The organism is Sphingomonas sp. SFZ2018-12 (assembly GCF_022496715.1).
Taxonomy (GTDB): domain Bacteria; phylum Pseudomonadota; class Alphaproteobacteria; order Sphingomonadales; family Sphingomonadaceae; genus Sphingomonas.
Genome location: NZ_WTFM01000006.1, coordinates 12,736 through 33,160 on the forward strand (window position 1 = coordinate 12,736; position 20,425 = coordinate 33,160).

A 20,425-nucleotide genomic window follows, 5' to 3' on the forward strand; every position below is an offset into this window, starting at 1 on the left:
GCGGCCGGCGGCTGCCCGCGCGACAGCCCCCGATTTGTTAACCATATCCGGCATAGACGCGACGGATGAGCCGTTTACATCTGCTTCAATTCTTCCCCCCTGTTTTGGTCGCCGCCATCGGGCTGATCGCGCCGTCGGCCGCGACCGCCGAAGAGCTGCGCCAGGGCGGCAAACTGGTGCTGACCAACGGGATTTCGACGCTGGAAGGCGCATCGGGTGGCGGCATCGCGAGCTGGGCGGTGATCGCGGGCAACGAAACGCGCGACGGCATCGGCGCGCAGGCGTCGGTGACGGTTACCGAGCAGCGCGATTACGACGTCCGCGTCCTGAGTGCCGCGATCGGCTTTTTCGACCGGGTCGAACTCAGCTATGCGCGCCAGAACATCAACACCAACGAAATCGGCGGCGCGCTGGGCATCGGCAAAGACTTCGCCTTCGACCAGGACGTGTTCGGGGCGAAGGTCAGGCTGTTCGGCGATCTGGTCTATGGCCCCGAATGGCTTCCCGCGGTCGCGGCGGGTGTCCAGTACAAGAAGAACCGCGACGCCGACATCGTCCGCGCGGTCGGCGCTGCCCATGACGAGGGTGTCGACGTCTATGCCTCGGCGACCAAGCTGCTGCTGCGCCACAGCCTGCTGGTCAATGCGACGCTCCGGCTGACCAAGGCCAACCAGCTCGGCCTGCTCGGCTTTGGCGGCGATCTCGGCGATGCGCACCGCGTCGAGGTGGAGGCGAGCGCAGCCTATCAGTTTTCGCGCCCCTTCGCGGTCGGGGCCGAGTTTCGGTCGAAGCCCGACAATCTGGGCATCGCGCGGGAGGACGACTGGTTCGACGTGTTCGCCGCCTATGCGATCAATCGCCACGTCACCGCGACCGTGGCCTATGCCGATCTCGGCTCGGTCGCCACCGTGCGCAACCAGCGCGGCGTGTTGTTCCAGCTCCAGGCCGGCTTCTGAGGACCGATGACGATGCCTCCGTACTTCCTCGCGCTCGCTTTTCTTGCCGCCGCGCCCAACCAGGACGGCGCACCTCCGCCGCACGCCGTGCCGGGCGAGGACGCGGTCGACCCCTATCGCGTCGATCCGGCCAATGCCGGCGCGCGGCCGTTTTCGGGCCCGTCGCTGGCGGCGGCGTTCCATGGCCAGGCGGGGATCCGCCGGATCGTCGACGGACTGGTCGCGCGCGCCTATGCCGATCCGGTGATCGGCGAGATTTTCGATCGCCATGACCGGGTGCGGCTGTCGCGCACGCTGTTCGAACAGTTCTGCTACCTGCTCAACGCCGGCTGCACCTATTCCGGCCGCGACATGAAGGCTGCGCACAAGGACCTGGGCGTCGAACATGCCGACATGAACCGGCTTGTGGAACTGCTTCAGGATGCGATGGCCGAAGAGGGCGTGTCCTTTGCCGCCCAGAACAAGCTGTTGTCGAAGCTCGCGCCGATGCGCGGCGACGTGGTCGAACGCTGATCGGCGCACTTGGCTGGCGGGGAGGGCGTTACCTCCTCGTCACGCCAGCCTTGTGCCGATGTCCACGCGCAACGACGGTGAAAGCGGGACGCCGGATCAAGTCCGGCATGACGAAAGCGCAGGGACGCCAGCCGCCGCCCCGGGGCCCCGGCACGAGGCCGGGGTGACGGGCAGGGTAAGCGAGCCAGCGCGCTCGCGTCGACCCCTCAGCGCAGGCCCATGCGGATCGCGCCGTCGAGGCGCACGTCCTCGCCGTTGAAATAGGGGTTGCGCAGCATTTCCAGCGCCAGGCTGGCATATTCCTGCGGATCGCCCAGCCGCTTGGGGAACGGCACCGACGCCGCCAGCGCGTCCTTCACATTCTGTGGCGCGCCCATCATCAGCGGGGTTTCGAAGATGCCGGGCAGGATGGTGTTGATGCGGATGCCTTCGTTCGACAGGTCGCGCGCGATCGGCAGCGTCATGCCGACCACCCCGCCCTTCGACGCCGAATAGGCCGCCTGGCCGATCTGGCCGTCCTCCGCCGCTACCGACGCGGTGTTGACGATCGCGCCGCGCTCGCCCGACGCCAGCGGGTCGAGCGTCAGCATTCCCGCCGCCGACCGCGCGATGCAGCGGAAGGTGCCGATCAGGTTGATCTGGATCACCCATTCGAACGCCTGGGTCGGAAAGAACTTGATCGACCCGTCTTCCTTCGACCGGCTGGCGGTCTTCATCGCGTTGCCGACGCCGGCGCAGTTGACCAGGATGCGTTCCTGGCCATGCGCTTCGCGCGCCTTCGCAAAACCGGCGTCGACGCTCTCGTCGCTGGTGACGTTGACCTCGCAGAACACGCCGCCGATCTCGGCCGCCATCGCGTTACCCTTTTCGGCCTGAAGGTCGAAGATCGCGACCTTCACCCCCGCTGCCGCCAGTGCGCGTGCGGTCGCCGCGCCCAGTCCCGATGCGCCGCCGGTCACGACCGCGGAAAGTCCGTTCAGCTCCATCATCCTGCTCCTGTCCCGTTGCGCGGCGGGGGCGATCCCGCCCGAATGGGACCGAGCCTTGGCTCGCGCCGCACTGTCCGTCAACGGTGCGCGGACAAATGTTCACATGCTGTATAACCAGGTTGACTTGGTATTCGCGCGGCGTCGGCGGATAATGGCCGGGACCCGAATACGGGACAGTCGCTCAACCCGTTCTGGAGGATGCCGCATGGCTGCGCTGGACGTGCCCGAACCCGATTTCATGGCGGACGAGGAGCTGGTGATGCTCCGCGATTCGGCCGCAACCTTCTTCCGTCGCGCCGCCCCGCCCGAGCGCGTCGAACGCTGGCGCGAGGCCGGCCAGGTCGAACGCGACTTCTGGCGCGAAGTCGGCCAGGCGGGGTTCCTGGGGGTCAGCGTGCCGACCGAATATGGCGGCTCGGGCGGCGATTTCCGCCATGATGTCGTGCTCGTCGAACAGGCCGCGCGTGCCCGGCTGGAGGGGTTCGCGCTGTCGCTGCACAACGTCATCATCACCCCCTATATCCAGCGCCACGGCACCGAGGAGCAGAAGCGCCGCTGGCTGCCCAAGCTGTGCTCGGGCGAGCGCGTGTCGGCGATCGCGATGAGCGAGCCGGGCGCGGGCTCCGACCTGCAATCGATCCGCACGACGGCGATCAAGGATGGCAACGGCTACCGCATCAACGGGGCCAAGACCTTCATCTCCAACGGCCAGATCGCCGACCTGATCGTCGTCGTCGCCAAGACCGACCCGGCGCAGGGCGCGCGCGGCATTTCGCTGCTGGTCGTCGAGACCGACGAGGTCGAGGGGTTCCGCCGCGGCAAGGCGCTCGACAAGATCGGCAACGAGGCCCAGGACACGTCGGAACTGTTCTTCGACGATGTCTGGGTGCCGTCGGAAAACCTGCTGGGGCTGGAGGAAGGCAGGGGCTTCTATCAGCTGATGGACGAGCTGCCCAAGGAACGGCTGATCATCGCGATTTCGGGCGTCATCACCATGGAGCGCGCGATCGAGGAGACGGTCGAATATACCCGCAACCGCAAGGCGTTCGGGCAACCCGTGTTCGATTTCCAGAACACCCAGTTCAAGCTGGCGGAATGCAAGGCCAAGGCAACGATCGCCAAGGTGTTCGTCCAGGATTGCATGCGCCGGGTGCTCGACGGCACGCTCGACAACCCGACGTCCGCCATCGCCAAGATGTGGGTCACCGACACCGAATGCCAGATCGTCGACGACTGCCTGCAGCTCCACGGCGGCTATGGCTATATCAACGACTATCCGATCGCGCGGATGTACAAGAACAGCCGCATCCAGCGCATCTACGGCGGATCGAACGAGATCATGAAGGTGCTGATCGCGAGGTCGCTGTAGCGGGATCGCGACCGGAGGCGTTCCACCGTTCGACACCGCCCCCAGCCGTCATGCCAGCGCAGGCTGGCATCTCATGCAGAGTGGGGCACCAACATGACGCAAGACCCCAGCCTGCGCTGGGGTGACGGAAAATGGGTGGCGATCACTCGACGAGGACTTTGGGCACATGAAAGCGATCCGCCTGCATCACCCCCAGTCGATCGACGCGCTCCGCGCCGCCGAACTGCCCGATCCCGGTGAACCGGGGCCGGGCGAAGTGCGGGTACGGCTCCACGCCACTTCATTGAACTATCACGACTATGTTGTCGTCACTGGCGGCATCCCGACGCTGGACGGGCGCATCCCGATGTCCGACGGGGCGGGCGTGGTCGAGGCGGTCGGCGCGGGCGTCAGCGCATTCAATGTCGGCGATTCCGTCATCTCCGTCTTCTTTCCCGACTGGCGCGACGGGCGGCCGGGCGAGATGGTGCAGGGCCATGTCCCCGGCGACCATGCCGACGGCTTTGCCCGCCAGCTGGTGGTGGCACCCGCACATCATTTCACCCGCGCGCCCAAAGGCTGGAGCCATGTCGAAGTCGCCACCCTGCCCTGCGCCGCGCTGACCGCGTGGCGCGCGGTGGTGGTCGAGGGGCAGGTAAAGCCCGGCGACATCGTGCTGGTTCAGGGCAGCGGCGGCGTGTCGATCTTCGCGCTCCAATTCGCGAAGGCGATGGGCGCGACGGTGATCGCCACCTCATCGTCCGGCGAGAAGCTGGAGCGGCTGAAGGCGCTGGGGGCCGACCACCTGATCAACTACCGCGACACACCCAATTGGGGCATGGCCGCGATGGCGGCGAGCGGCGGCGGCGTCGACCTGGTGGTCGAGGTCGGCGGCGCGGGCACGATGGGCCAGTCGATCGCCGCGGCACGCTTTGGCGGGCACATCGCGCTGATCGGCGTGCTGGCCGGCCATGTCGCGCCATTGCCGACGACGATCCTGATGATGAAGCAGCTGCGCGTCACCGGCATCACGGTCGGCACCCACCGCCAGCAGCGTGAGATGATCCGCGCGCTGGAAGCGACCGGCATCCGTCCGGTCATCGACGCCACGCGCTTCACCCTCGAAACCCTTCCCGACGCCTTCCGGCATCAGGCGAGCGGCGCGCATTTCGGCAAGATCGCGGTCGAGATCGGCTGACCCCGACGCGGCGAACGGCGGAAGGGGCAGGGCGGGCCACCTCGCGTGGCTGCCCGACCTCGCACGGGCTTGCGTCGATCGGCTGACCTGCCATGGAGTGCGGCGACGACCGCAATTTTCAGCTTTGCCGGCACGGGGGCGCACTGCATCGATGACCACCCACACCTCCTCGCGACTGGTTGCGCGCCTGCGCGACGCGCTCGGGCCACGCCATGTCCTGACCACTCCGGCGGCGATGCGGCGGTGGTGCACCGGCTATCGCATCGGCCGGGGCGAGGCAGCGGCGGTGGTGCGACCGGGGTCGCTGGTCGAGATGTGGCGGGTGCTGGAGATCTGCGCCGCGGAGAATGCGGTCCTGATCGCACAGGCCGCCAACACCGGGCTGACCGGCGGGTCGACCCCGGCGGAGCAGGGCTATGACCGCCCGGTCGTGGTCATGAACACCCTGCGCATCGACGGTATCCATCTGGTCGCCGGCGGGGCGCAGGCGATCTGCCTGGCGGGATCGACGCTGTTCGACCTCGAACGCCGGCTGCAGCCGCTGGGCCGTCAGCCGCATTCGGTGATCGGGTCGTCGTGCATCGGGGCGTCGGTGGTCGGCGGCATCTGCAACAATTCGGGCGGCACGCTGATCCGGCGCGGCCCCGCCTATACCGAGAGCGCGCTTTTCGGCGTCATCGATGCCGACGGTCGTCCGCGGCTGGTCAACCATCTGGGCGTCGCGGTCGATGCGTCGCCCGAAACGCTGTTGAGCGCGGTCGAATCGGGCGACTTCACCCTCGCCGCCGATGCCGGGCGCGCCTGTTCCGATCCCGACTACCAAACGCATGTCCGCGATTGCGCGGCCCCCACCCCGGCGCGTTTCAACGCCGATCCGCGCCGGCTGTTCGAAGCGGCGGGCAGCGCCGGGCATGTCGTCGTCTTCGCGGTCCGCGTCGACACCTTTCCCGCCGATCGGGAAACCCGGACCTTCTATATCGGCGCCGCCGACCCGCAGATCCTCACCCGGTTGCGGCGGACGATCCTGACTGACTTTGCCGCGCTGCCGGTGGAGGCGGAGTACCTCCATCGCGACGCGTTCCGCATCGCCGAACGCTATGGCCGGGATACCTATCTCGCGGTGCGCCATCTGGGGACGCGCCGGATGCCGCTGCTGTTCGCGACGCGCACGCGGATGGAAAACCTGCTCGGCCGGCTGCCGTTCACGCGTCCGGGGGCGTTCGACCGGATCGTCCAGGCGGTGGTCGACCGGGTGCCGTTGGCGCTTCCGCCGCGGCTGCGCGGCTTTCGCGACCGCTTCGACCATCACCTGATCCTGCGCATGGCCGACGACGGGATTGCGGAGGCGCGGCGCTGGCTCGACGCCGCGTTCGACGGTGTCGACGGCGCGTTCTTCGAAGCGACCCCGGACGAGGCGGCGGCGGCGCTCCAGCTGCGCTTCTGCGTCGCGTCCGCCGCGATCCGGATGCAGGCGCTGGGCGCCGAACGGGCGGGCGGGCTGGTCGCGCTCGACCTCGCGCTGCCGCGCGACACGACCGAGTGGTTCGAGCGCCTGCCCGCCGAGCTTGAGGAAAAGCTCGTCGCGAAGGTCTATTACGGCCACTTCTTCTGCCAGGTGTTCCATCACGACTATCTCGTTCGCGCGGGCGAGGACGTGCATGCGGTCGAGGCGGCGTTGCTCGCCCACACCCGCGCCCGCGGCGCCCACTGCCCGGCCGAGCATAATTTCGGCCATCATTATCCCGCGCCCGAAGCCGTGCTCGCCCATTACCGCGCGCTTGATCCCACCAACGCGCTCAACCCCGGCATCGGCCAGGCGAGCCGCGCCGCCGGCTGGCGCTGACCGGCCGGCGGGGTGCGGGACGCGCGACCGTCGATGTTTGAGGACATCGGCGTGCCCGGCAGGCGCGCGACCAGCTGCGCCAGCTCAACCTGGGATCCGAACTCCATCTTGTCGAAGCTGTGCTTCAGGTGGCTGGCGTGGACCCGGCGGGCGTCACCTGGACGTGAAGGGAATCTGACCTGCTCCCCGGAAATCATGCCACTGGTAAGTCAGCTCGTCAGATAGAGACGCGTGATGCGGCGAGGCCGATTTACCGAGGAACAGATCATTGGAGTGCTGCGCGAGCATGAGGCTGGCTTGGAACGGTGGCGATGGTTTTGCCGTCGCCTTTTCAGCCTGAGCCTGGCTCTGCGGAACTGCAACCGCCAGCGGTGTCGCAAGACACACTCACTTAGCCGGCGCCCTGACTACGGAGATTTCCGGATATTGGTGCCCGCCGCGCAAGCCTAGCCTCGGTCAAAGGAAGCAGACCGGAGGGGACGGCACATGGCGACGAACGCGATCCACGACGTATCGAGCCTGCCGTTCACGAAGCCGAGCGACGTCAGCAGCCATGTGGTGCGCGAAACGGTATTGAGCCCGCGCTTCTACACAACCGATTTCGCCGCGCTCGATGCGATCGACGTATCATCGGTATGGGACGAATGGGATGCGCTGATGCGCGAAATGGAAGCCGATCCCAACCGCGATCATTTCAAGCGCCAGACGTCGTTCGAGGGTGCGATCGAAGAATTGCCAGATGCGCTTCGCGCCGAATTCACCGAATTCCTCGTCACTGCGATGACCTCGGAATTTTCCGGCTGCATCCTCTATGCCGAGATCGCCCGGCGGACGAAAAACCCGCAGCTGCGGCGCCTGATGCGACTGCTGGCGCGCGACGAAAGCCGCCATGCCGGGATCATCAACGACAGTCTGAAGGACGCCGGGCTAGGCATCGATCTCGGCTTCCTGACCCGGGCGAAGAAATACCATTATTTCAGCCCGAAGTTCATCCTGTACGGCACTTATCTGTCGGAAAAGATCGGCTATGCCCGCTACATCACCGTGTTCAGGCATTTGCAGCGGCATCCCGAACACAAGTTCCACCCGTTGTTCGACTGGTTCGGAGAATGGTGCAACGACGAGTTCCGCCACGGCGAGGCGATCGCGCTGCTCATCCGCGCCGATCCGTCGCTGACCCGGGGGATCAATCGCTGGTGGATCCGGTTCTTCCTCATTGCGGTCTACACCACCATGTACGTGCGCGATCACACCCGCCCCGCGCTGCACGAGGGGCTAGGCTGCGACGTGGAGACGTTCGATTACGACGTCTTCCGCCTGACCAGCGAGATCAGCCGCCAGTGCCTCCCACTGGAATTCGATACCGACAGCGCTGGGTTCCGGCGCGGGATGGAAGCGATGCAGAGGGCTGCCGATCGCATGGTTGCCGCCCGCCGCAGGGGTGGCATCGCCGGGCGCCTCTCGCGCTGGCGGGGCATCCTCGAGGTCGGACTGGCGTTCGCGCGGCTCTTCTTCCAGCCCACCCGATCGCTGGCCCTGCCCGATCACGTTCGATTGCAGCCGATCTGGTAGATTTTCGCCCGGCCCCGGTGACCTTGCGCGACTCGCCCGACTTCGGCAGCAGATCGAGAAGGGGGCCGCGCGAACCGGCGCGGGTCTCAGGCTTGCGACGGTCCCGGCGTGAGGGTCGCCATCAATTGCCCGTGCTTGAGCGGCTTTGCCAGCACCGCGTCGAACCCGCTGGCGAGCGCCGCATCGCACAGCGCGTCGGAATAGTGGCCGGTCACAAGGATCGCCCGGCCATGCCAGCCGCGCCGCTTCAGCCCGCGCAGTACGCCGATGCCGTCACCGTCGGCCAAACGATAGTCGGCGATCAGAAAGCGGGCGTCGGCTGCGGCGCGATCGTTCGCAAGGGTCGCCGCGCTGGCATAGGATTTGACGTCGAACCCGCGCCCGTGGAGCAGGAGATGGAGCGAGCGGCGGACCGCGTCGTCATCTTCGATCAGCAGCACGCGATCTGGCCTGGCCGGCGCGGCTGACAGGGTATCGGTCATGGCGGCATCCTCCTGATCTGATCGCACAGGAATGCCAGGCCGGGCCGGCCGGGTCTGTACGCAAAGCTCCTAGGATGCCTCCTCGCCCAGCCGCGCGGCGAAGGCGATGTGCAGCGCTTCGGACAGGCTGCGGACGCCAAGCTTGGTCATCACATTGGCGCGATGTACCTCGACCGTGCGCGGGCTGATGCCGAGATCATAAGCGATCGTCTTGTTCGGATCGCCGCGGACCAGGCCGGCGAGCACCTCGCGTTCACGCGGGGTCAGCGCGGCGAGCTTCACCTCGGCCTCGTGCCCTTCGATCTGCGCCTGATGGCCGCGATCGAGCCGTTCGAAGCCGGCTTCGAGCGCCTGCATCAGCCGCGCCTTCTCGAACGGCTTTTCCAGGAAGTCGACTGCGCCAGCCTTCATTGCCGTCACTGCGCTCGATATGTCACCATGGCCGGTCAGGACGATTACTGGCAGACCGGCGCCCGCCTCGTTCAGCCGCCGCTGCACCTCGAGCCCGTCGATTTCTGGCATGCGGATGTCGAGCAGCACGCAGCCGGGCTCGGCATGGCGCAGCTGCTTCAGGAACGCCGCGCCGCCTTCGTGCACATGTACCCGGAAACCCGAGGTCTTGAGCAGGAAGCTCGCCGAGCGACGGATCGACTCCTCGTCGTCGACGATGTGGACCACGCGGGCTTCGCTCATGATCAAATCGCTCCACTTTCCAGGGTGAAATGAAAGGCCGCACCGCCTTGCTTCAGGTTTTCGGCCCAGATGCGGCCGCCATGCGCTTCGACGATGGTGCGGCTGATCGACAGGCCCAAGCCCATGCCGGCTTCCTTACTCGTGTTGAACGCCTCGAACAGGCGCGGCTCGATCGCGGGATCGATGCCGCCGCCGGTATCGGCGACCGTGATCCGCACCCGATCGGGCTCGATGCGCCGAGTGGTGATCGTGACGTCGCGCACCGTGCGGCCCTGCACCGCCTCGACCGCGTTGCGAACCAGATTGACGACGACCTGCTGGATCTGGACGCGATCGGCGAGGACCAGCGGCGCCTGTGGATCGAGATCGATCAGCGCGCGCACGCCGCGCTCGCGCGCGCCGATCAGCGCAAGGCGGCTCGCATCCTCGATCAGCCCCGCAAGCGGCTCGACCCGGCGTTCGACCTCGCCGCGCGCGACGAAATCGCGCAGCCGCCGCACGATCGCGCCGGCGCGCAGCGCCTCGCGGGCCGACTGGCTGACCGCCTCGCCGAGCAAATCCGTATCGATGGGCAATTGCCGGAGCAGGTCCTCGCTCGCCTCCATGTAGTTGGTGATCGCCGCGAGCGGCTGGTTCAGCTCGTGCGCGATCGTCGACGCCATCGTCCCCATCGCGCTGACCCGCGAGATGTGGATGAGTTCGGACTGAAGCTGCTTCAATCGCAGCTCGGCCTCCTGCTGCGTGGTCAGGTCGCGGATGAAGCCGGTGAACAGGCGATGCCCCTCAAGCAGCGTCTCACCCACCGCCAGGTCCATCGGAAACTCGCTGCCGTCGCGGCGCCGGCCGACGACGATGCGTCCGGTGCCGATGATCCGCTTTTCGCCGGTCTGCCGGTAATGCGCGATGTAATCGTCATGGCGTGCGCGATCGCCGCCCGGCATCAGCATGCCCACATTGCGGCCGATCACCTCTGCCTCGGTATAGCCGAACAGGCGCGCGGCGGCGGCGCTGAACGATTCGATCACGCCGCGTTCGTCGATCACGATCATCGCATCGGGGATGGTGGCGAGGATTGACTGGAGATGCGCCTCGCTGCGTTCGAGCGATACCGCCGCGGCGCGACGATCGGTTACGTCTTCGATCTGCAGCGCGAACACGGGTTCGCTTCCGGCGCGGTCGATCGGCGCGACATCGACGGTGGCGACGAACTCGGTCTGGTCGGCGCGGACCAGCCAGCGATCGGCGGCTTCACCGGTCGACTGGCTCGCCACCAGCGCGTCGATCGCGCCGACTTCCGGGCCGATCGGGACGAAGCGGGCGATGTCGCCGCCGATGGCATTTGCCGCCGAGCATTCGAACAGCCGCGCCGCGCCGGCATTCCAGCTGAGGATACGGCCGTGACGATCCACCAGGATCAGGGCGCGCCGGCGATCGGCCGTGACGGCGGCGGCGATGACGGGGGTCAGGTCGTCGATCGGTCGGCTCATGCAAGCGGCATAGCCTGCGTACGGAATGACACCATTGGGAAAATTCCCAATCCTCGCCGGCCGCTCGCCCCGGCATTCCGCGAGCGACCGATCGCCCGACACGGTCGGCAAACCAAAAAGGGGCATTCGAGATGTTGAAATCTTTGTCCGTCGCGGCGGTCATCGCCACCCTGGCCGTCACGGCACCGGCGCAGGCGAAGCAGGGCGACGTCCTCGTCCGGCTGCGCGGCATCGTGGTGGCGCCGACCGGAACGTCCGACGGCATCGCGCCGAGCTTCCCGACCGGCCGGGTAAAAGTAGGGACGGCGGTGATGCCCGAAGTCGACATCACCTATATGGCAAGCGACCATATCGGCTTCGAGCTGATCGCGGCGACCACCCCCCACGGCATTGAGGGTGCAGGCGCGATCGGCAGCGTGCGCGACCTTGGCCGCACCTGGGCACTGCCGCCGACGCTGACCGCGCAGTATCACTTCCTGCCCGAAAGCAAGGTGCGGCCCTATATCGGGGCGGGGATCAACTACACGATCTTCTACGCGACCAAGGCGGGCAGCGACCTGGTCGCGGCGGTCGGGCCGACCCGGATCAAGCTCAAGGACAGCGTCGGCTATGCCTTGCAGGCCGGTGTCGACATTGATCTGAACAAGCGCTTCTTCGCCAATGTCGACGTCAAATATGTCGACATGGACCCAAGGGTGCGGCTGGACACCGGCGGCCTGATCAATACCACGCGCGTGCATATCGATCCGATCGTTGTCGGCGTCGGCATCGGCGCGCGCTTTTGAAGCCACCTTCCCCCGGCGGGGCGGCCGAACGGTCACCCCGCCTTCTCTTCGTCACCCATGGACGAGCAGCACCGGCACCGGCCCTTGTTTGAGGAAGGTCGCGGTCGCGCCGCCGAACAAGGCCTCACGAAGCCGCGAATGGCCATAACCGCCCATCACCAGATAGTCCGGGCCGAGCTTTAGCGTTTCCGCGATCAGTGCCTCACCGATCGGCCGGCCGCCGGCCGTTTGCGGCACGATGGTGCTCCTCACGCCGTGCCTGGACAGATACATGGCCGCAGCGTCGCTTTTCACGGCACTTCGTTCGCCGTCCAGTTCGAGCAGCGTTACGCGCTCGGCCCGCGCCAGCAGCGGCACTGCAACCCTGAGCGCAGCCTCGCACGCCGAGGATCCGATCCACGCGACAACCGCGTGACCGTGATAGTCGACCCGGCTTATCGACGGCGGCACCGCCAGAACTGTCCGGTCAAGGTCCACCAACAACGCGCCGATGATCCGGCCGAACTCCTGCCCTAAGGGATCGTCCAGCGCCGTGTTCAACACCACCACGTCAGCCATGCGCGCCGCCCGCTCGATGGCGACGCCTAGATCGCCGACCGCATCCGACCAGCTCCAGGCCACATCTTCGGTCTCCAGCCGCGCGGTGATCGCAGCACGATTCTCGTCCTGACGGCTACGCTCTTCGCCGGCCAGGACGGCATAGCCGCCCATCTCGATCAATCCGGCGTCGACGAACGGCGTCACCGTCGCCTCGACGCAGATCAGATGGCCTCCGATCGTGCGGACCAGGTCGAGCGCCGCCTGCAGGCGCGCCTCTTGCCCGGCGTCGGCATGAGCCACGAACAGCACGTTCATCATCGCGCGATCCTCCGATATGTGTGGATGATCGCTACGCTAGGCCGCGGCCGATCCGCCCTCCATCGGGAATGCTACGGAGTCAGATCGCCTGGCTGAACCGCGCCTCCGGCCCGCGATGCCGATCGAACAGCACGGCCGCCAGCCGGGCGTAAGGCTGGCCCGAGGGGGTCACGCTCACCTCATCGCCGTCGCGCGTGACGATACCGGCGTCGCACAGTTCGTCCCAGGCGTGGCGCGGCGGCCGGATGGCGGCCGTCAGGCGGCCGAGATTGAGCCGCCCGGTGCAGAGAAGCTGCTCGATCACCCGGGCGCGCAACCGGTCCTCGGCATCACGGCGCACGCCGCGCACGCCGGCATCGATGCCGTTCGCCGCCAGCATCCGATAGCGGCCGACATGTTTCTCGTTCTGCACGATCAGGCCATCGAACTGGCTGATCGCCGAGGCGCCGAGGCCGATGAGCGTCGGCGACGGATCGTCGGTGAAGCCCTGGAAGTTGCGGCGCAGCTGCCCCGTCCGGGCGGCGATCGCCAGACTGTCGTCGGGGCGCGCGAAATGATCGAAACCGATCGCCTGCATCCCCCATTCGAGCAACAGGTCGTGCGCCAGCGCCCGTTGCCAGAAGCGCGCTTCTGGCTCGGGCAAAGTCGACGCGTCGATCCGGCGCTGGCGGGGCAGGAGCTTGGGCATATGGGCGTAGCCGAACATTGCGACGCGATCGGGCGCCAGCGTTCGCGCCGCGGCGAGGGTCGCCGCGATGTCGTCGAGCGACTGGCCGGGCAGGCCGTACATCAAATCGAGGTTGATCCGATCGATCCCGGCATTGCGCGCGAGGGCGATCGTCTTGGCCACGGTCGCGAACGGCTGGATCCGGCCGATGGCTCCCTGGATGATAGGCGCGAAGGTCTGCGCGCCGACGCTCAGCCGGCCGACCCCCATGGCATTTAGAGCGCTGGCATGACCGGCGGTGAAACTGCGCGGATCAATCTCGGCGGCCCATTCGGCGTCGGGCGAAAGATCGAAATGGGCACGGAGCGCGCCGGCGACCGTCAGCATCTGCGCCGGCGACAACGCGTTGGGGCTGCCGCCTCCGAAATGCACCGCCTGCACCCGGCCGGCGCAGCGCCGGCCGACATGGGCGATCTCCGCCAGCAGCGCCTCGACATAATATGTCAGCCGCTCGACCCGACCGACTGCGCCGGTGTTGCAGCCGCAATACCAGCAGATGCTGTGGCAATAGGGGATGTGGAGATAGAGCGAGATCGGATCGCCCGGCGCGATCGCGGCGATCGCATCGGCCTGATCGCGCCCGCCAATGCCGTCGGTGAATTCGGCCGCAGTGGGGTAGCTGGTGTAGCGCGGGACCGGGCGAGCGGCGAAGTGCGGCAGGTAACGGTGCATCTTGTGTTTCTCCCGCGGGGCTAGGCCGGCTTCCTTGGTCACTTGATTCCGATGGGAGGATGCGGGGGATTCGCCAGCCCGTCTCTAGGGAGATTCCCGGAGTCCGGGCGGGCCGGCGGTCAATCGAGCACGGTGTTGTCCTCGGACGGATCGGTGTGAAACTCGTGCCAGATGCCGTTGAGCACCGCGACGCCGACCGCGAGCCCGAGGCCGAGAATCCAGGCGAAATACCACATGCGGTGAACTCCCTGTTCGATCAGTAAAAATCGGGGTTGAGGCGGACTTCCTCGGCTGTGACCCGGCCGAACATCACGCGATAGGCCCAAGCGGTGTAGGCGAGCACGATCGGCAAGAAGACGAGCGTAACCAGCAGCATGATGAACAGCGTCAGGTGGCTCGACGATGCGGTCCACACGGTCAGGCTCGACGCGGGATCAATGGCACTTGGCAGGATGAAGGGGAACATCGACAGACCGACCGTCGCGATGATGCCGACATTGGCTGCGCTCGATCCGGCGAACACCAGCGCGTCGCGACGCCCCCGGATGCCCACGAGCGCCAGCAGCGGCCCGAACAGGCCGAGCACCGGCGCTAGCACCATCCACGGATATCGGCTGTAATTGTCGAGCCAGGCACCTGCCGCGGCTACAGCCTTCAAATAGTGCGGGTTCGACGGGCCATTCGGATCGGCCGCGCCGTCGATGCGGAAACCCATGCCGGTGAAGGCGACCATCAGCCCGCCGAGGACGAACAGCGCGATCGCCGCCACCGCCGCGATCTGGCCCAAGCGCCGCGCACGATCGAGCACCACGCCCCCGGCCTTCAGCGCCAGCCAGCCTGCCCCGTGCAGCGCCAACATCGCCACCGACAACAGCCCGGTGAGCAGGGTGAACGGCGTGAACAGCCCGAGCAGGCTGCCTTCGTAGAACGGCCGCAGGTCGCTATCGAGACGGAAGGGCGCGCCGAGCAACACGTTGCCGACCGCGACGCCGAACACCAGCGCCGGCACGAACCCACCGACGAACAAAGCCCAGTCCCAGCGCGCACGCCAGGCGGGATCATCGCGCTTCGAACGATATTTGAACGCCACCGGCCGCAGGATCAGCGCCGACAGGACCAGGAACATCGCCAGATAGAAGCCCGAGAAGCTGACCGCATAGACGAAGGGCCAAGCGGCGAAGATCGCGCCGCCGCCCAGGATGAACCACACCTGGTTGCCCTCCCATGTCGCGCCGACGCTGTTGATCACCATCCGCCGCTCCTCGTCGGTGCGGGCGATGAACGGCAGCAGCGCCATGGTGCCCAGATCGAAGCCGTCGGTCAGCGCGAACCCGATCAGCAGCACGCCGAGCAGGGCCCACCAGATCAAGCGCAGCGTTTCATAGTCGAGGGGAAGCGACATGGTCGGTCTCCGCAGGTAGGGACGTCATTCGGCCGGGACGGCGTGGTGGGGGCTCGGTTCGGGGCGATAGGGCACCGGATCGTGGCGCGGCCGCCAGGGCGTGTAGGTTTCCGGGCCCTTCCGGATGGTGGCGAGCAGCAGCCGCACCTCGATCACCGCCAGCACGCCGTAGAGCAAGGTGAAGCCGATGATCGTCGTCCAGATTTGCGCGACCGTCAGGCTGGAAACCCCGAGGAAAGTCGGCAGCACGCCGTCGACCGCCCAGGGCTGGCGACCGATCTCGGCCACCGCCCAGCCGACCTCAGCGGCTATCCAGGGCAGCGGGATCACCCACAGCGCCAGCCGCAGGAACCACTTGCGCCCGAACTGGCGGGCATTGGCGTAGTAGAGCGCCACCCCGAAGAACGCGATCAGCGCAAAGCCCATGCCGGCCATGCCGCGGAACAGCCAGAACAGTGCCGGCACGTTGGGAACGGTCGACCAGGCGGCCTTGTCGATCGTTGCGGCATCGGCGGTGCGCGGATCGGCGACCCAGCGTTTCAGCAGCAGCGCATAGCCGAGATCGCCCTTGGCGCGCTCATAGGCTTCGCGCGCCGCCACGTCGGTGCGATCGGCCTTGAGCCGCTCGACCGCGTCATAGGCGGTCAGGCCGTTCTCGATCCGCACGCGCGCCTTGGCGACCAGCGGATAGATGCCTTCGATCTGTCCGGTCAGGCTGCGCGTGCCGATCAGACCCAGGACATAAGGGATCTTCACCTCATAGAGCGTCTCACGGCCCTCGTTCGACGGCAGGCCGAACACCGCGATGCCCGCCGGCGCCGGCTCGGTGTGCCACTCGGCCTCGATCGCGGCGAGCTTCATCCGCTGGTTGTCGGTCAGGGTGTAGCCGCTCTCGTCGCCGAGCACGACGACCGACAGGGCCGAGGCCATGCCGAACGCCGCGGCGACCGCGAAGCTGCGCTTCGCCAGCTCGAGATGGCGACCCTTCAACAGGTACCAGGCCGACACGCCGAGCACGAACACGCTGGCGGTGACATAGCCCGCGCTCACCGTGTGAACGAACTTCGCCTGGGCGACGGGATTGAACACCACCGCCATGAAGTCGGTGACTTCCATCCGCATCGTATCGGGGTTGAACGTGGCACCGGCCGGGTGCTGCATCCAGCCATTGGCGACGAGGATCCACACCGCCGACAGGTTCGTGCCCAGCGCGACCATGAAGGTGGTAAGCAGGTGCATCCGCTTGCTGAGGCGATCCCAGCCGAAGAACATCATGCCGATGAACGTCGCTTCGAGGAAAAACGCCATCAGCCCTTCGATCGCGAGCGGCGCGCCGAAGATGTCGCCGACATAGTGCGAATAATAGGACCAGTTGGTGCCGAACTGGAATTCCATCGTCAGCCCGGTGGCGACGCCGAGGACGAAGTTGATGCCGAACAGCTTGCCCCAGAAGCGCGTGATGTCGCGCCAGATCGGCCGATCGGTCATCACATAGACCGTCTCCATGATGACGAGCATGAAGGAGAGGCCGAGCGTCAGCGGCACGAACAGGAAATGATACATCGCCGTCAGGGCGAATTGCAGCCTGGACAGCTCGACGACCGCCATGTCCATGATGATGGTCCCTCTGCTCGACGGCCCCACGCCGCGATACCGCCGCTGCCCTAGGTCCCAGCGCAATCGGGGCCTATCCGGGATTTCCCATAGTCGCCGCCTGCCGTAGACGCGGGCTCAGGATGCGAGGACCTAACGCAAGCGGTGCCCTGTGGCTGATCGACCTGGCGGGCGCGACGTTGTTCGCGTGGGGCATCGCCAGCGGAATCGCCGCGCTGGCGGCGGGATCGGCGGTGCCGGCCGATGCGCTGGTGGCGCTGATCGGCGGCGGGCTGATGCGCGGCGCGGCGGCGATCCTGGTCAACCGGGTGGCGATCCGATCGGCCCAGGCGATCGGCCGCGACACCCGCCGGCGGGTGACCGCGCGGCTGCTCGGCGAGCCGTTACCGGCACCCGTCGCGATCGGTGAGGCGGCGACGCTGGCGCTCGATCATAGCCGGGCGATCGAGCTGTTCCACGCCCGCTACGCGCCGATCCGCTTCGCCGTAGCGCTCGCGCCGCTGATCACGATCGCGATCGTCGCGCTGGCGAGCCTGGTGGCGGCGGGCATCCTGCTGGCGACGCTGGTGCCGTTCGTCATCGGCATGATCCTGGCCGGCACGCTCGCCCGCCAGGCATCGGAGCGCCAGCTCGCGGCGATGGCGCAGCTGTCGGCGCTGTTCGTCGATCGCATCCGGACGCTGCCGATCATCCGCCACTTCCGCGCCGAGGAGCGGATCGCCCGGCAGGTTGACGCCGCCGCCCATGATCTCGCCGACCGAACGATGGCGGTGTTGCGCGCGGCCTTCCTGTCGAGCGCGGTGCTTGAATTCTTCGCTGCGCTTTCCGTCGCGCTGGTCGCCGTCTATTGCGGTTTCAGCCTGCTCGGCCTGCTGCCGTTCCCCGATCCCGAGACGCTGACCTTTCGCGAGGCGATGTTCGCGCTGGCGATGGCGCCCGAATTCTACCTGCCGATGCGCCGGCTCGCCGCCGCCTATCATGAAAAGCAGCTCGGCGAGGCGGCCGAACTGGTGCTCGCCGAGTTGCCCGAAGTCCTGCCGCGCGCGCGGGCCGGGCGCTTTGCCGGGCTGGCGGTCGAAGGCGCCCGGATCGACTGGCCGGGCAAGTCGATCGGCCCGGTCGATCTCGCGATCGGCATCCATGGCCTGGTTGCGCTCACTGGCCCGACCGGCAGCGGCAAGACCAGCCTGCTTGCGGCGATCGCCGGGCAGGTCCGGCTGTCGGCAGGATCGATCACGCCGGTCGCGGCCGACGACATCGCCTGGGCGGCGCAGCGGCCACTGATCCTGCCGGGCAGCCTGCGCGACAATCTGGCGCTGGCGCGGCCGGCAGGCGACGACGAACTGGCGGCGGTGGTGGCGGGGGTCGGCCTGGCACCGATGCTGGCACGGCGTGGCATCGGGCTCGATCTTCCGCTCGATCATCTCGGTTCCGGGCTTTCGGGCGGCGAGCGGCGGCGGCTCGCGCTCGCACGGGCGATTCTCGCCGGCAGGCCGCTGATCCTCGCCGACGAGCCGACCGCCGATCTCGATTCCAGCAGCGCCGAAGCGATCATCGCGCTGCTTCGCGCGCTGTCGAGCAGCCATGCCCTGATCGTCGCGACGCACGATCCGACGCTGGTTGCGGTGGCCGATCGCGAGGTGCGGCTGTGAAGGCGATCGACTTCGCGATCGGCCCTGCGGTGCGCCGCCGCCTGCGCGCGACGCTGGCCTGCGCCGCGTGCGCCGGGGTGGCGGCGGTGCTGTTGCTGGCGCTGTCAGGCTGGTTCCTCACCGGCGCGGCGATCGCCGGGGCGGCGGGTGCGGCTTCGGTCGCCGCGTTCAACTACCTGCTGCCGAGCGCGGCGATCCGGGGACTCGCGATCGTCCGCACCGCCGGCCGCTATGGCGAGCGGCTGCTCAGCCACCAGGCGGCGCTCGACGCCATTGCCGACTGGCGCGGCAGCCTGTTCGGCACGCTGGCCGCGCAGGATCCGCGCACCGCGCCGGCGCTGTCGAGCGGCGACGCCAGCGCGCGGCTGATCGGCGACATCGCCGCTCTGGAGGACCTGATCGTGCGCCGGCCGACCCGCCCGGCGAGCCTGATCGCCGCACTCGCCGCGGTCGTGTTGGCAGCGCTGGCGGGATGGGCGGCGGCGATCGTGCTGGCGTTGCTGCTCGCGGCGCTGCCGATCGTCCTGCGCGCCGCTGCCACCCGCTGGACGCGCGCCCCGGCCGAGGCGGCGGCCGACGCGCTGGGGCAGTTGCGCACCCGCTTCGTCGACTATGCCGCCGCCCGGCCGGAGATCATCGCCTACGGCCTCGCGGCGCGCACGACCGAGGTGATCGAGGCGATCGCCGCCGAGGCCGATCGCGCCCGCGCGGCGCTGTTCGTCGGCGAGGCGAAAGTCGCCGCGCTGCTCGCCGTCTATGGCGCAGTGGCCGCTGCCGCGATGCTCGCAGTCAGCCGCGGGCCGGCGCCGATCACCGCCCTCGCCCTGCTCGCCGCGGTCGCCGCAATCGAGGCGATGGCGGCCTTCGCCCGCACCGCCGTCGCCCAGGCCAGCGTCGAGCAGGCGTTGAGCCGGCTGGGCCAGCTGGCGACGCTCGAGGGTATGCCGTTCCAGGCTCGACGCGAGCGAGTAGAGGCTCTGCCGCTCCAGATCGGCGACCACCCGCTCGCGCCCGGCGACCGGATCGCGATCACCGGGCCCTCCGGCGCCGGCAAGACGCGGCTGATCGAGGCGCTGGCGGGACTGCGTCGGCCAGTGCACGCGCTTCAGGTCGGCGGCGTCGCGGTGGGGGACTGCCCGTTCGACGATCTGGCAGCGCAGTTTGCGCTCGCGCCACAGACGCCGATGCTCGTTGCCGGATCGATCGCCGACAATCTCCGGCTGGCCCGCCCGGGCGTCGATGAACCCGCCATGTGGGCGGCGCTGGAGGTGGCCTGTCTCGCCGATCGCGTCCGCGCCTTCCCGGCCGGCCTGGAAACGTCGCTCGCCGAAGCGGGTGGCCTGTTGTCCGGCGGCGAGCGCAAGCGGCTTTCGATCGCCCGCGCGATCCTGGCCGAGCGCCCATGGATGCTCCTCGACGAGCCGAGCGAGGGCCTCGATCGCGCCACCGAACAGGTGCTGGTCGCGCGGCTGGCGGCGTGGCTGGCCGCGACTCGGACCGGCCTGATTTTGGTCTCACACCGCCGCGCGCCGCTCGCACTCGCGACGATGACCTTCGACATTCAAGTCATGCCGTCGATCGATCCATCCACAGTTCTAGCCAAGTCGTATGCGGTGTAAGAGCATCGGGGCTTC

At 67.8% G+C, this 20,425-nt stretch carries 18 protein-coding genes; 9 read left to right on the forward strand and 9 right to left on the reverse strand.

The genetic code is table 11. The features are described 5' to 3' along the window. The first annotated feature begins 65 nt into the window (after window positions 1–65). Window positions 66–956: a DUF3034 family protein gene (locus GO308_RS16210; RefSeq protein ID WP_240886184.1), complete on the forward strand. Its 891-nt coding sequence runs from the start codon at window positions 66–68 to the stop codon at window positions 954–956. A 6-nt stretch (window positions 957–962) separates the two neighbouring features. After that, window positions 963–1,469: a group 1 truncated hemoglobin gene (locus GO308_RS16215; RefSeq protein WP_240886185.1), complete on the forward strand. Its 507-nt coding sequence runs from the start codon at window positions 963–965 to the stop codon at window positions 1,467–1,469. A 206-nt stretch (window positions 1,470–1,675) separates the two neighbouring features. On the opposite strand, the gene GO308_RS16220 is transcribed toward GO308_RS16215, so the two are convergent. Next, complete coding sequence (locus GO308_RS16220) at window positions 1,676–2,455, reverse strand: SDR family NAD(P)-dependent oxidoreductase (protein WP_066481322.1); 780 nt, start codon at window positions 2,453–2,455, stop codon at window positions 1,676–1,678. Between the two features lie 208 nt (window positions 2,456–2,663). Between GO308_RS16220 and GO308_RS16225 the strand changes: the two genes are divergently transcribed. The 4 genes from GO308_RS16225 (at window position 2,664) to acsF (ending at window position 8,419) form a co-directional block, all read left to right on the forward strand. Continuing rightward, window positions 2,664–3,827: an acyl-CoA dehydrogenase family protein gene (locus tag GO308_RS16225; protein WP_240886186.1), complete on the forward strand. Its 1,164-nt coding sequence runs from the start codon at window positions 2,664–2,666 to the stop codon at window positions 3,825–3,827. Window positions 3,828–3,993: 166 nt separating this feature from the next. Continuing rightward, on the forward strand, window positions 3,994–5,004 hold the full coding sequence (locus GO308_RS16230) for an NAD(P)-dependent alcohol dehydrogenase (protein WP_240886187.1): 1,011 nt from the start codon (window positions 3,994–3,996) through the stop codon (window positions 5,002–5,004). Between the two features lie 151 nt (window positions 5,005–5,155). Continuing rightward, window positions 5,156–6,847 carry a D-lactate dehydrogenase gene (dld, locus tag GO308_RS16235; protein WP_240886188.1) on the forward strand — a complete coding sequence of 564 codons (1,692 nt, stop codon included), beginning with the start codon at window positions 5,156–5,158 and terminating at the stop codon, window positions 6,845–6,847. Window positions 6,848–7,333: 486 nt separating this feature from the next. Then, complete coding sequence (acsF, locus tag GO308_RS16240) at window positions 7,334–8,419, forward strand: magnesium-protoporphyrin IX monomethyl ester (oxidative) cyclase (RefSeq protein ID WP_240886189.1); 1,086 nt, start codon at window positions 7,334–7,336, stop codon at window positions 8,417–8,419. A gap of 86 nt (window positions 8,420–8,505) precedes the next feature. Here the strand turns inward: acsF and GO308_RS16245 are convergent, their stop codons facing one another. The 3 genes from GO308_RS16245 to GO308_RS16255 form a co-directional block, all read right to left on the reverse strand. Further along, complete coding sequence (locus GO308_RS16245; RefSeq protein WP_066481336.1) at window positions 8,506–8,901, reverse strand: response regulator; 396 nt, start codon at window positions 8,899–8,901, stop codon at window positions 8,506–8,508. Window positions 8,902–8,970: 69 nt separating this feature from the next. After that, window positions 8,971–9,594, reverse strand: a complete 624-nt coding sequence (locus GO308_RS16250; RefSeq protein ID WP_066481338.1) for a response regulator — start codon at window positions 9,592–9,594, stop codon at window positions 8,971–8,973. Between the two features lie 2 nt (window positions 9,595–9,596). Then, window positions 9,597–11,081 carry a PAS domain S-box protein gene (locus tag GO308_RS16255; protein ID WP_240886190.1) on the reverse strand — a complete coding sequence of 495 codons (1,485 nt, stop codon included), beginning with the start codon at window positions 11,079–11,081 and terminating at the stop codon, window positions 9,597–9,599. Window positions 11,082–11,212: 131 nt separating this feature from the next. On the opposite strand from GO308_RS16255, the gene GO308_RS16260 reads away from it, so the two are divergent. Next, on the forward strand, window positions 11,213–11,866 hold the full coding sequence (locus GO308_RS16260; RefSeq protein ID WP_240886191.1) for an OmpW family protein: 654 nt from the start codon (window positions 11,213–11,215) through the stop codon (window positions 11,864–11,866). Window positions 11,867–11,917: 51 nt separating this feature from the next. On the opposite strand, the gene GO308_RS16265 is transcribed toward GO308_RS16260, so the two are convergent. The 5 genes from GO308_RS16265 to GO308_RS16285 form a co-directional block, all read right to left on the reverse strand. Further along, window positions 11,918–12,721, reverse strand: a complete 804-nt coding sequence (locus GO308_RS16265; RefSeq protein WP_240886192.1) for a universal stress protein — start codon at window positions 12,719–12,721, stop codon at window positions 11,918–11,920. 82 nt (window positions 12,722–12,803) lie between these two features. Further along, entirely contained in the window at window positions 12,804–14,123 is a 1,320-nt protein-coding gene (gene hemN / locus GO308_RS16270) for an oxygen-independent coproporphyrinogen III oxidase (protein ID WP_240886193.1), read from the reverse strand. Window positions 14,124–14,242: 119 nt separating this feature from the next. Beyond that, a complete protein-coding gene (cydX, locus tag GO308_RS16275; protein ID WP_240886194.1) occupies window positions 14,243–14,359 on the reverse strand; it encodes a cytochrome bd-I oxidase subunit CydX in 117 nt (38 codons plus the stop codon). A 20-nt stretch (window positions 14,360–14,379) separates the two neighbouring features. Continuing rightward, complete coding sequence (gene cydB / locus GO308_RS16280) at window positions 14,380–15,525, reverse strand: cytochrome d ubiquinol oxidase subunit II (protein WP_240886195.1); 1,146 nt, start codon at window positions 15,523–15,525, stop codon at window positions 14,380–14,382. A 24-nt stretch (window positions 15,526–15,549) separates the two neighbouring features. Next, on the reverse strand, window positions 15,550–17,139 hold the full coding sequence (locus tag GO308_RS16285; RefSeq protein WP_240886196.1) for a cytochrome ubiquinol oxidase subunit I: 1,590 nt from the start codon (window positions 17,137–17,139) through the stop codon (window positions 15,550–15,552). A 122-nt stretch (window positions 17,140–17,261) separates the two neighbouring features. Between GO308_RS16285 and GO308_RS16290 the strand changes: the two genes are divergently transcribed. Both GO308_RS16290 and GO308_RS16295 read left to right on the forward strand, forming a co-directional pair. Beyond that, window positions 17,262–18,791 (forward strand): ATP-binding cassette domain-containing protein, encoded by a 1,530-nt coding sequence (locus tag GO308_RS16290; protein WP_240886197.1) that lies wholly within the window; start codon window positions 17,262–17,264, stop codon window positions 18,789–18,791. Beyond that, the gene (locus GO308_RS16295) at window positions 18,788–20,410 is read left to right on the forward strand and encodes an ATP-binding cassette domain-containing protein (protein WP_240886198.1); all 1,623 of its coding nucleotides are present in this window, start codon (window positions 18,788–18,790) and stop codon (window positions 20,408–20,410) included. Before GO308_RS16290 ends, GO308_RS16295 begins: the two co-directional genes overlap by 4 nt. Window positions 20,411–20,425: the final 15 nt, after the last annotated feature.

Coding starts and splice junctions, on each gene's coding strand:
- GO308_RS16210 (WP_240886184.1), top strand. CDS start 66: ATGAGCCGTTTACATCTGCTTCAATTCTTCCCCCCTGTTTTGGTCGCC.
- GO308_RS16215 (WP_240886185.1), top strand. CDS start 963: ATGACGATGCCTCCGTACTTCCTCGCGCTCGCTTTTCTTGCCGCCGCG.
- GO308_RS16220 (WP_066481322.1), bottom strand. CDS start 2,455: ATGGAGCTGAACGGACTTTCCGCGGTCGTGACCGGCGGCGCATCGGGA.
- GO308_RS16225 (WP_240886186.1), top strand. CDS start 2,664: ATGGCTGCGCTGGACGTGCCCGAACCCGATTTCATGGCGGACGAGGAG.
- GO308_RS16230 (WP_240886187.1), top strand. CDS start 3,994: ATGAAAGCGATCCGCCTGCATCACCCCCAGTCGATCGACGCGCTCCGC.
- dld (WP_240886188.1), top strand. CDS start 5,156: ATGACCACCCACACCTCCTCGCGACTGGTTGCGCGCCTGCGCGACGCG.
- acsF (WP_240886189.1), top strand. CDS start 7,334: ATGGCGACGAACGCGATCCACGACGTATCGAGCCTGCCGTTCACGAAG.
- GO308_RS16245 (WP_066481336.1), bottom strand. CDS start 8,901: ATGACCGATACCCTGTCAGCCGCGCCGGCCAGGCCAGATCGCGTGCTG.
- GO308_RS16250 (WP_066481338.1), bottom strand. CDS start 9,594: ATGAGCGAAGCCCGCGTGGTCCACATCGTCGACGACGAGGAGTCGATC.
- GO308_RS16255 (WP_240886190.1), bottom strand. CDS start 11,081: ATGAGCCGACCGATCGACGACCTGACCCCCGTCATCGCCGCCGCCGTC.
- GO308_RS16260 (WP_240886191.1), top strand. CDS start 11,213: ATGTTGAAATCTTTGTCCGTCGCGGCGGTCATCGCCACCCTGGCCGTC.
- GO308_RS16265 (WP_240886192.1), bottom strand. CDS start 12,721: ATGAACGTGCTGTTCGTGGCTCATGCCGACGCCGGGCAAGAGGCGCGC.
- hemN (WP_240886193.1), bottom strand. CDS start 14,123: ATGCACCGTTACCTGCCGCACTTCGCCGCTCGCCCGGTCCCGCGCTAC.
- cydX (WP_240886194.1), bottom strand. CDS start 14,359: ATGTGGTATTTCGCCTGGATTCTCGGCCTCGGGCTCGCGGTCGGCGTC.
- cydB (WP_240886195.1), bottom strand. CDS start 15,525: ATGTCGCTTCCCCTCGACTATGAAACGCTGCGCTTGATCTGGTGGGCC.
- GO308_RS16285 (WP_240886196.1), bottom strand. CDS start 17,139: ATGGACATGGCGGTCGTCGAGCTGTCCAGGCTGCAATTCGCCCTGACG.
- GO308_RS16290 (WP_240886197.1), top strand. CDS start 17,262: ATGCGAGGACCTAACGCAAGCGGTGCCCTGTGGCTGATCGACCTGGCG.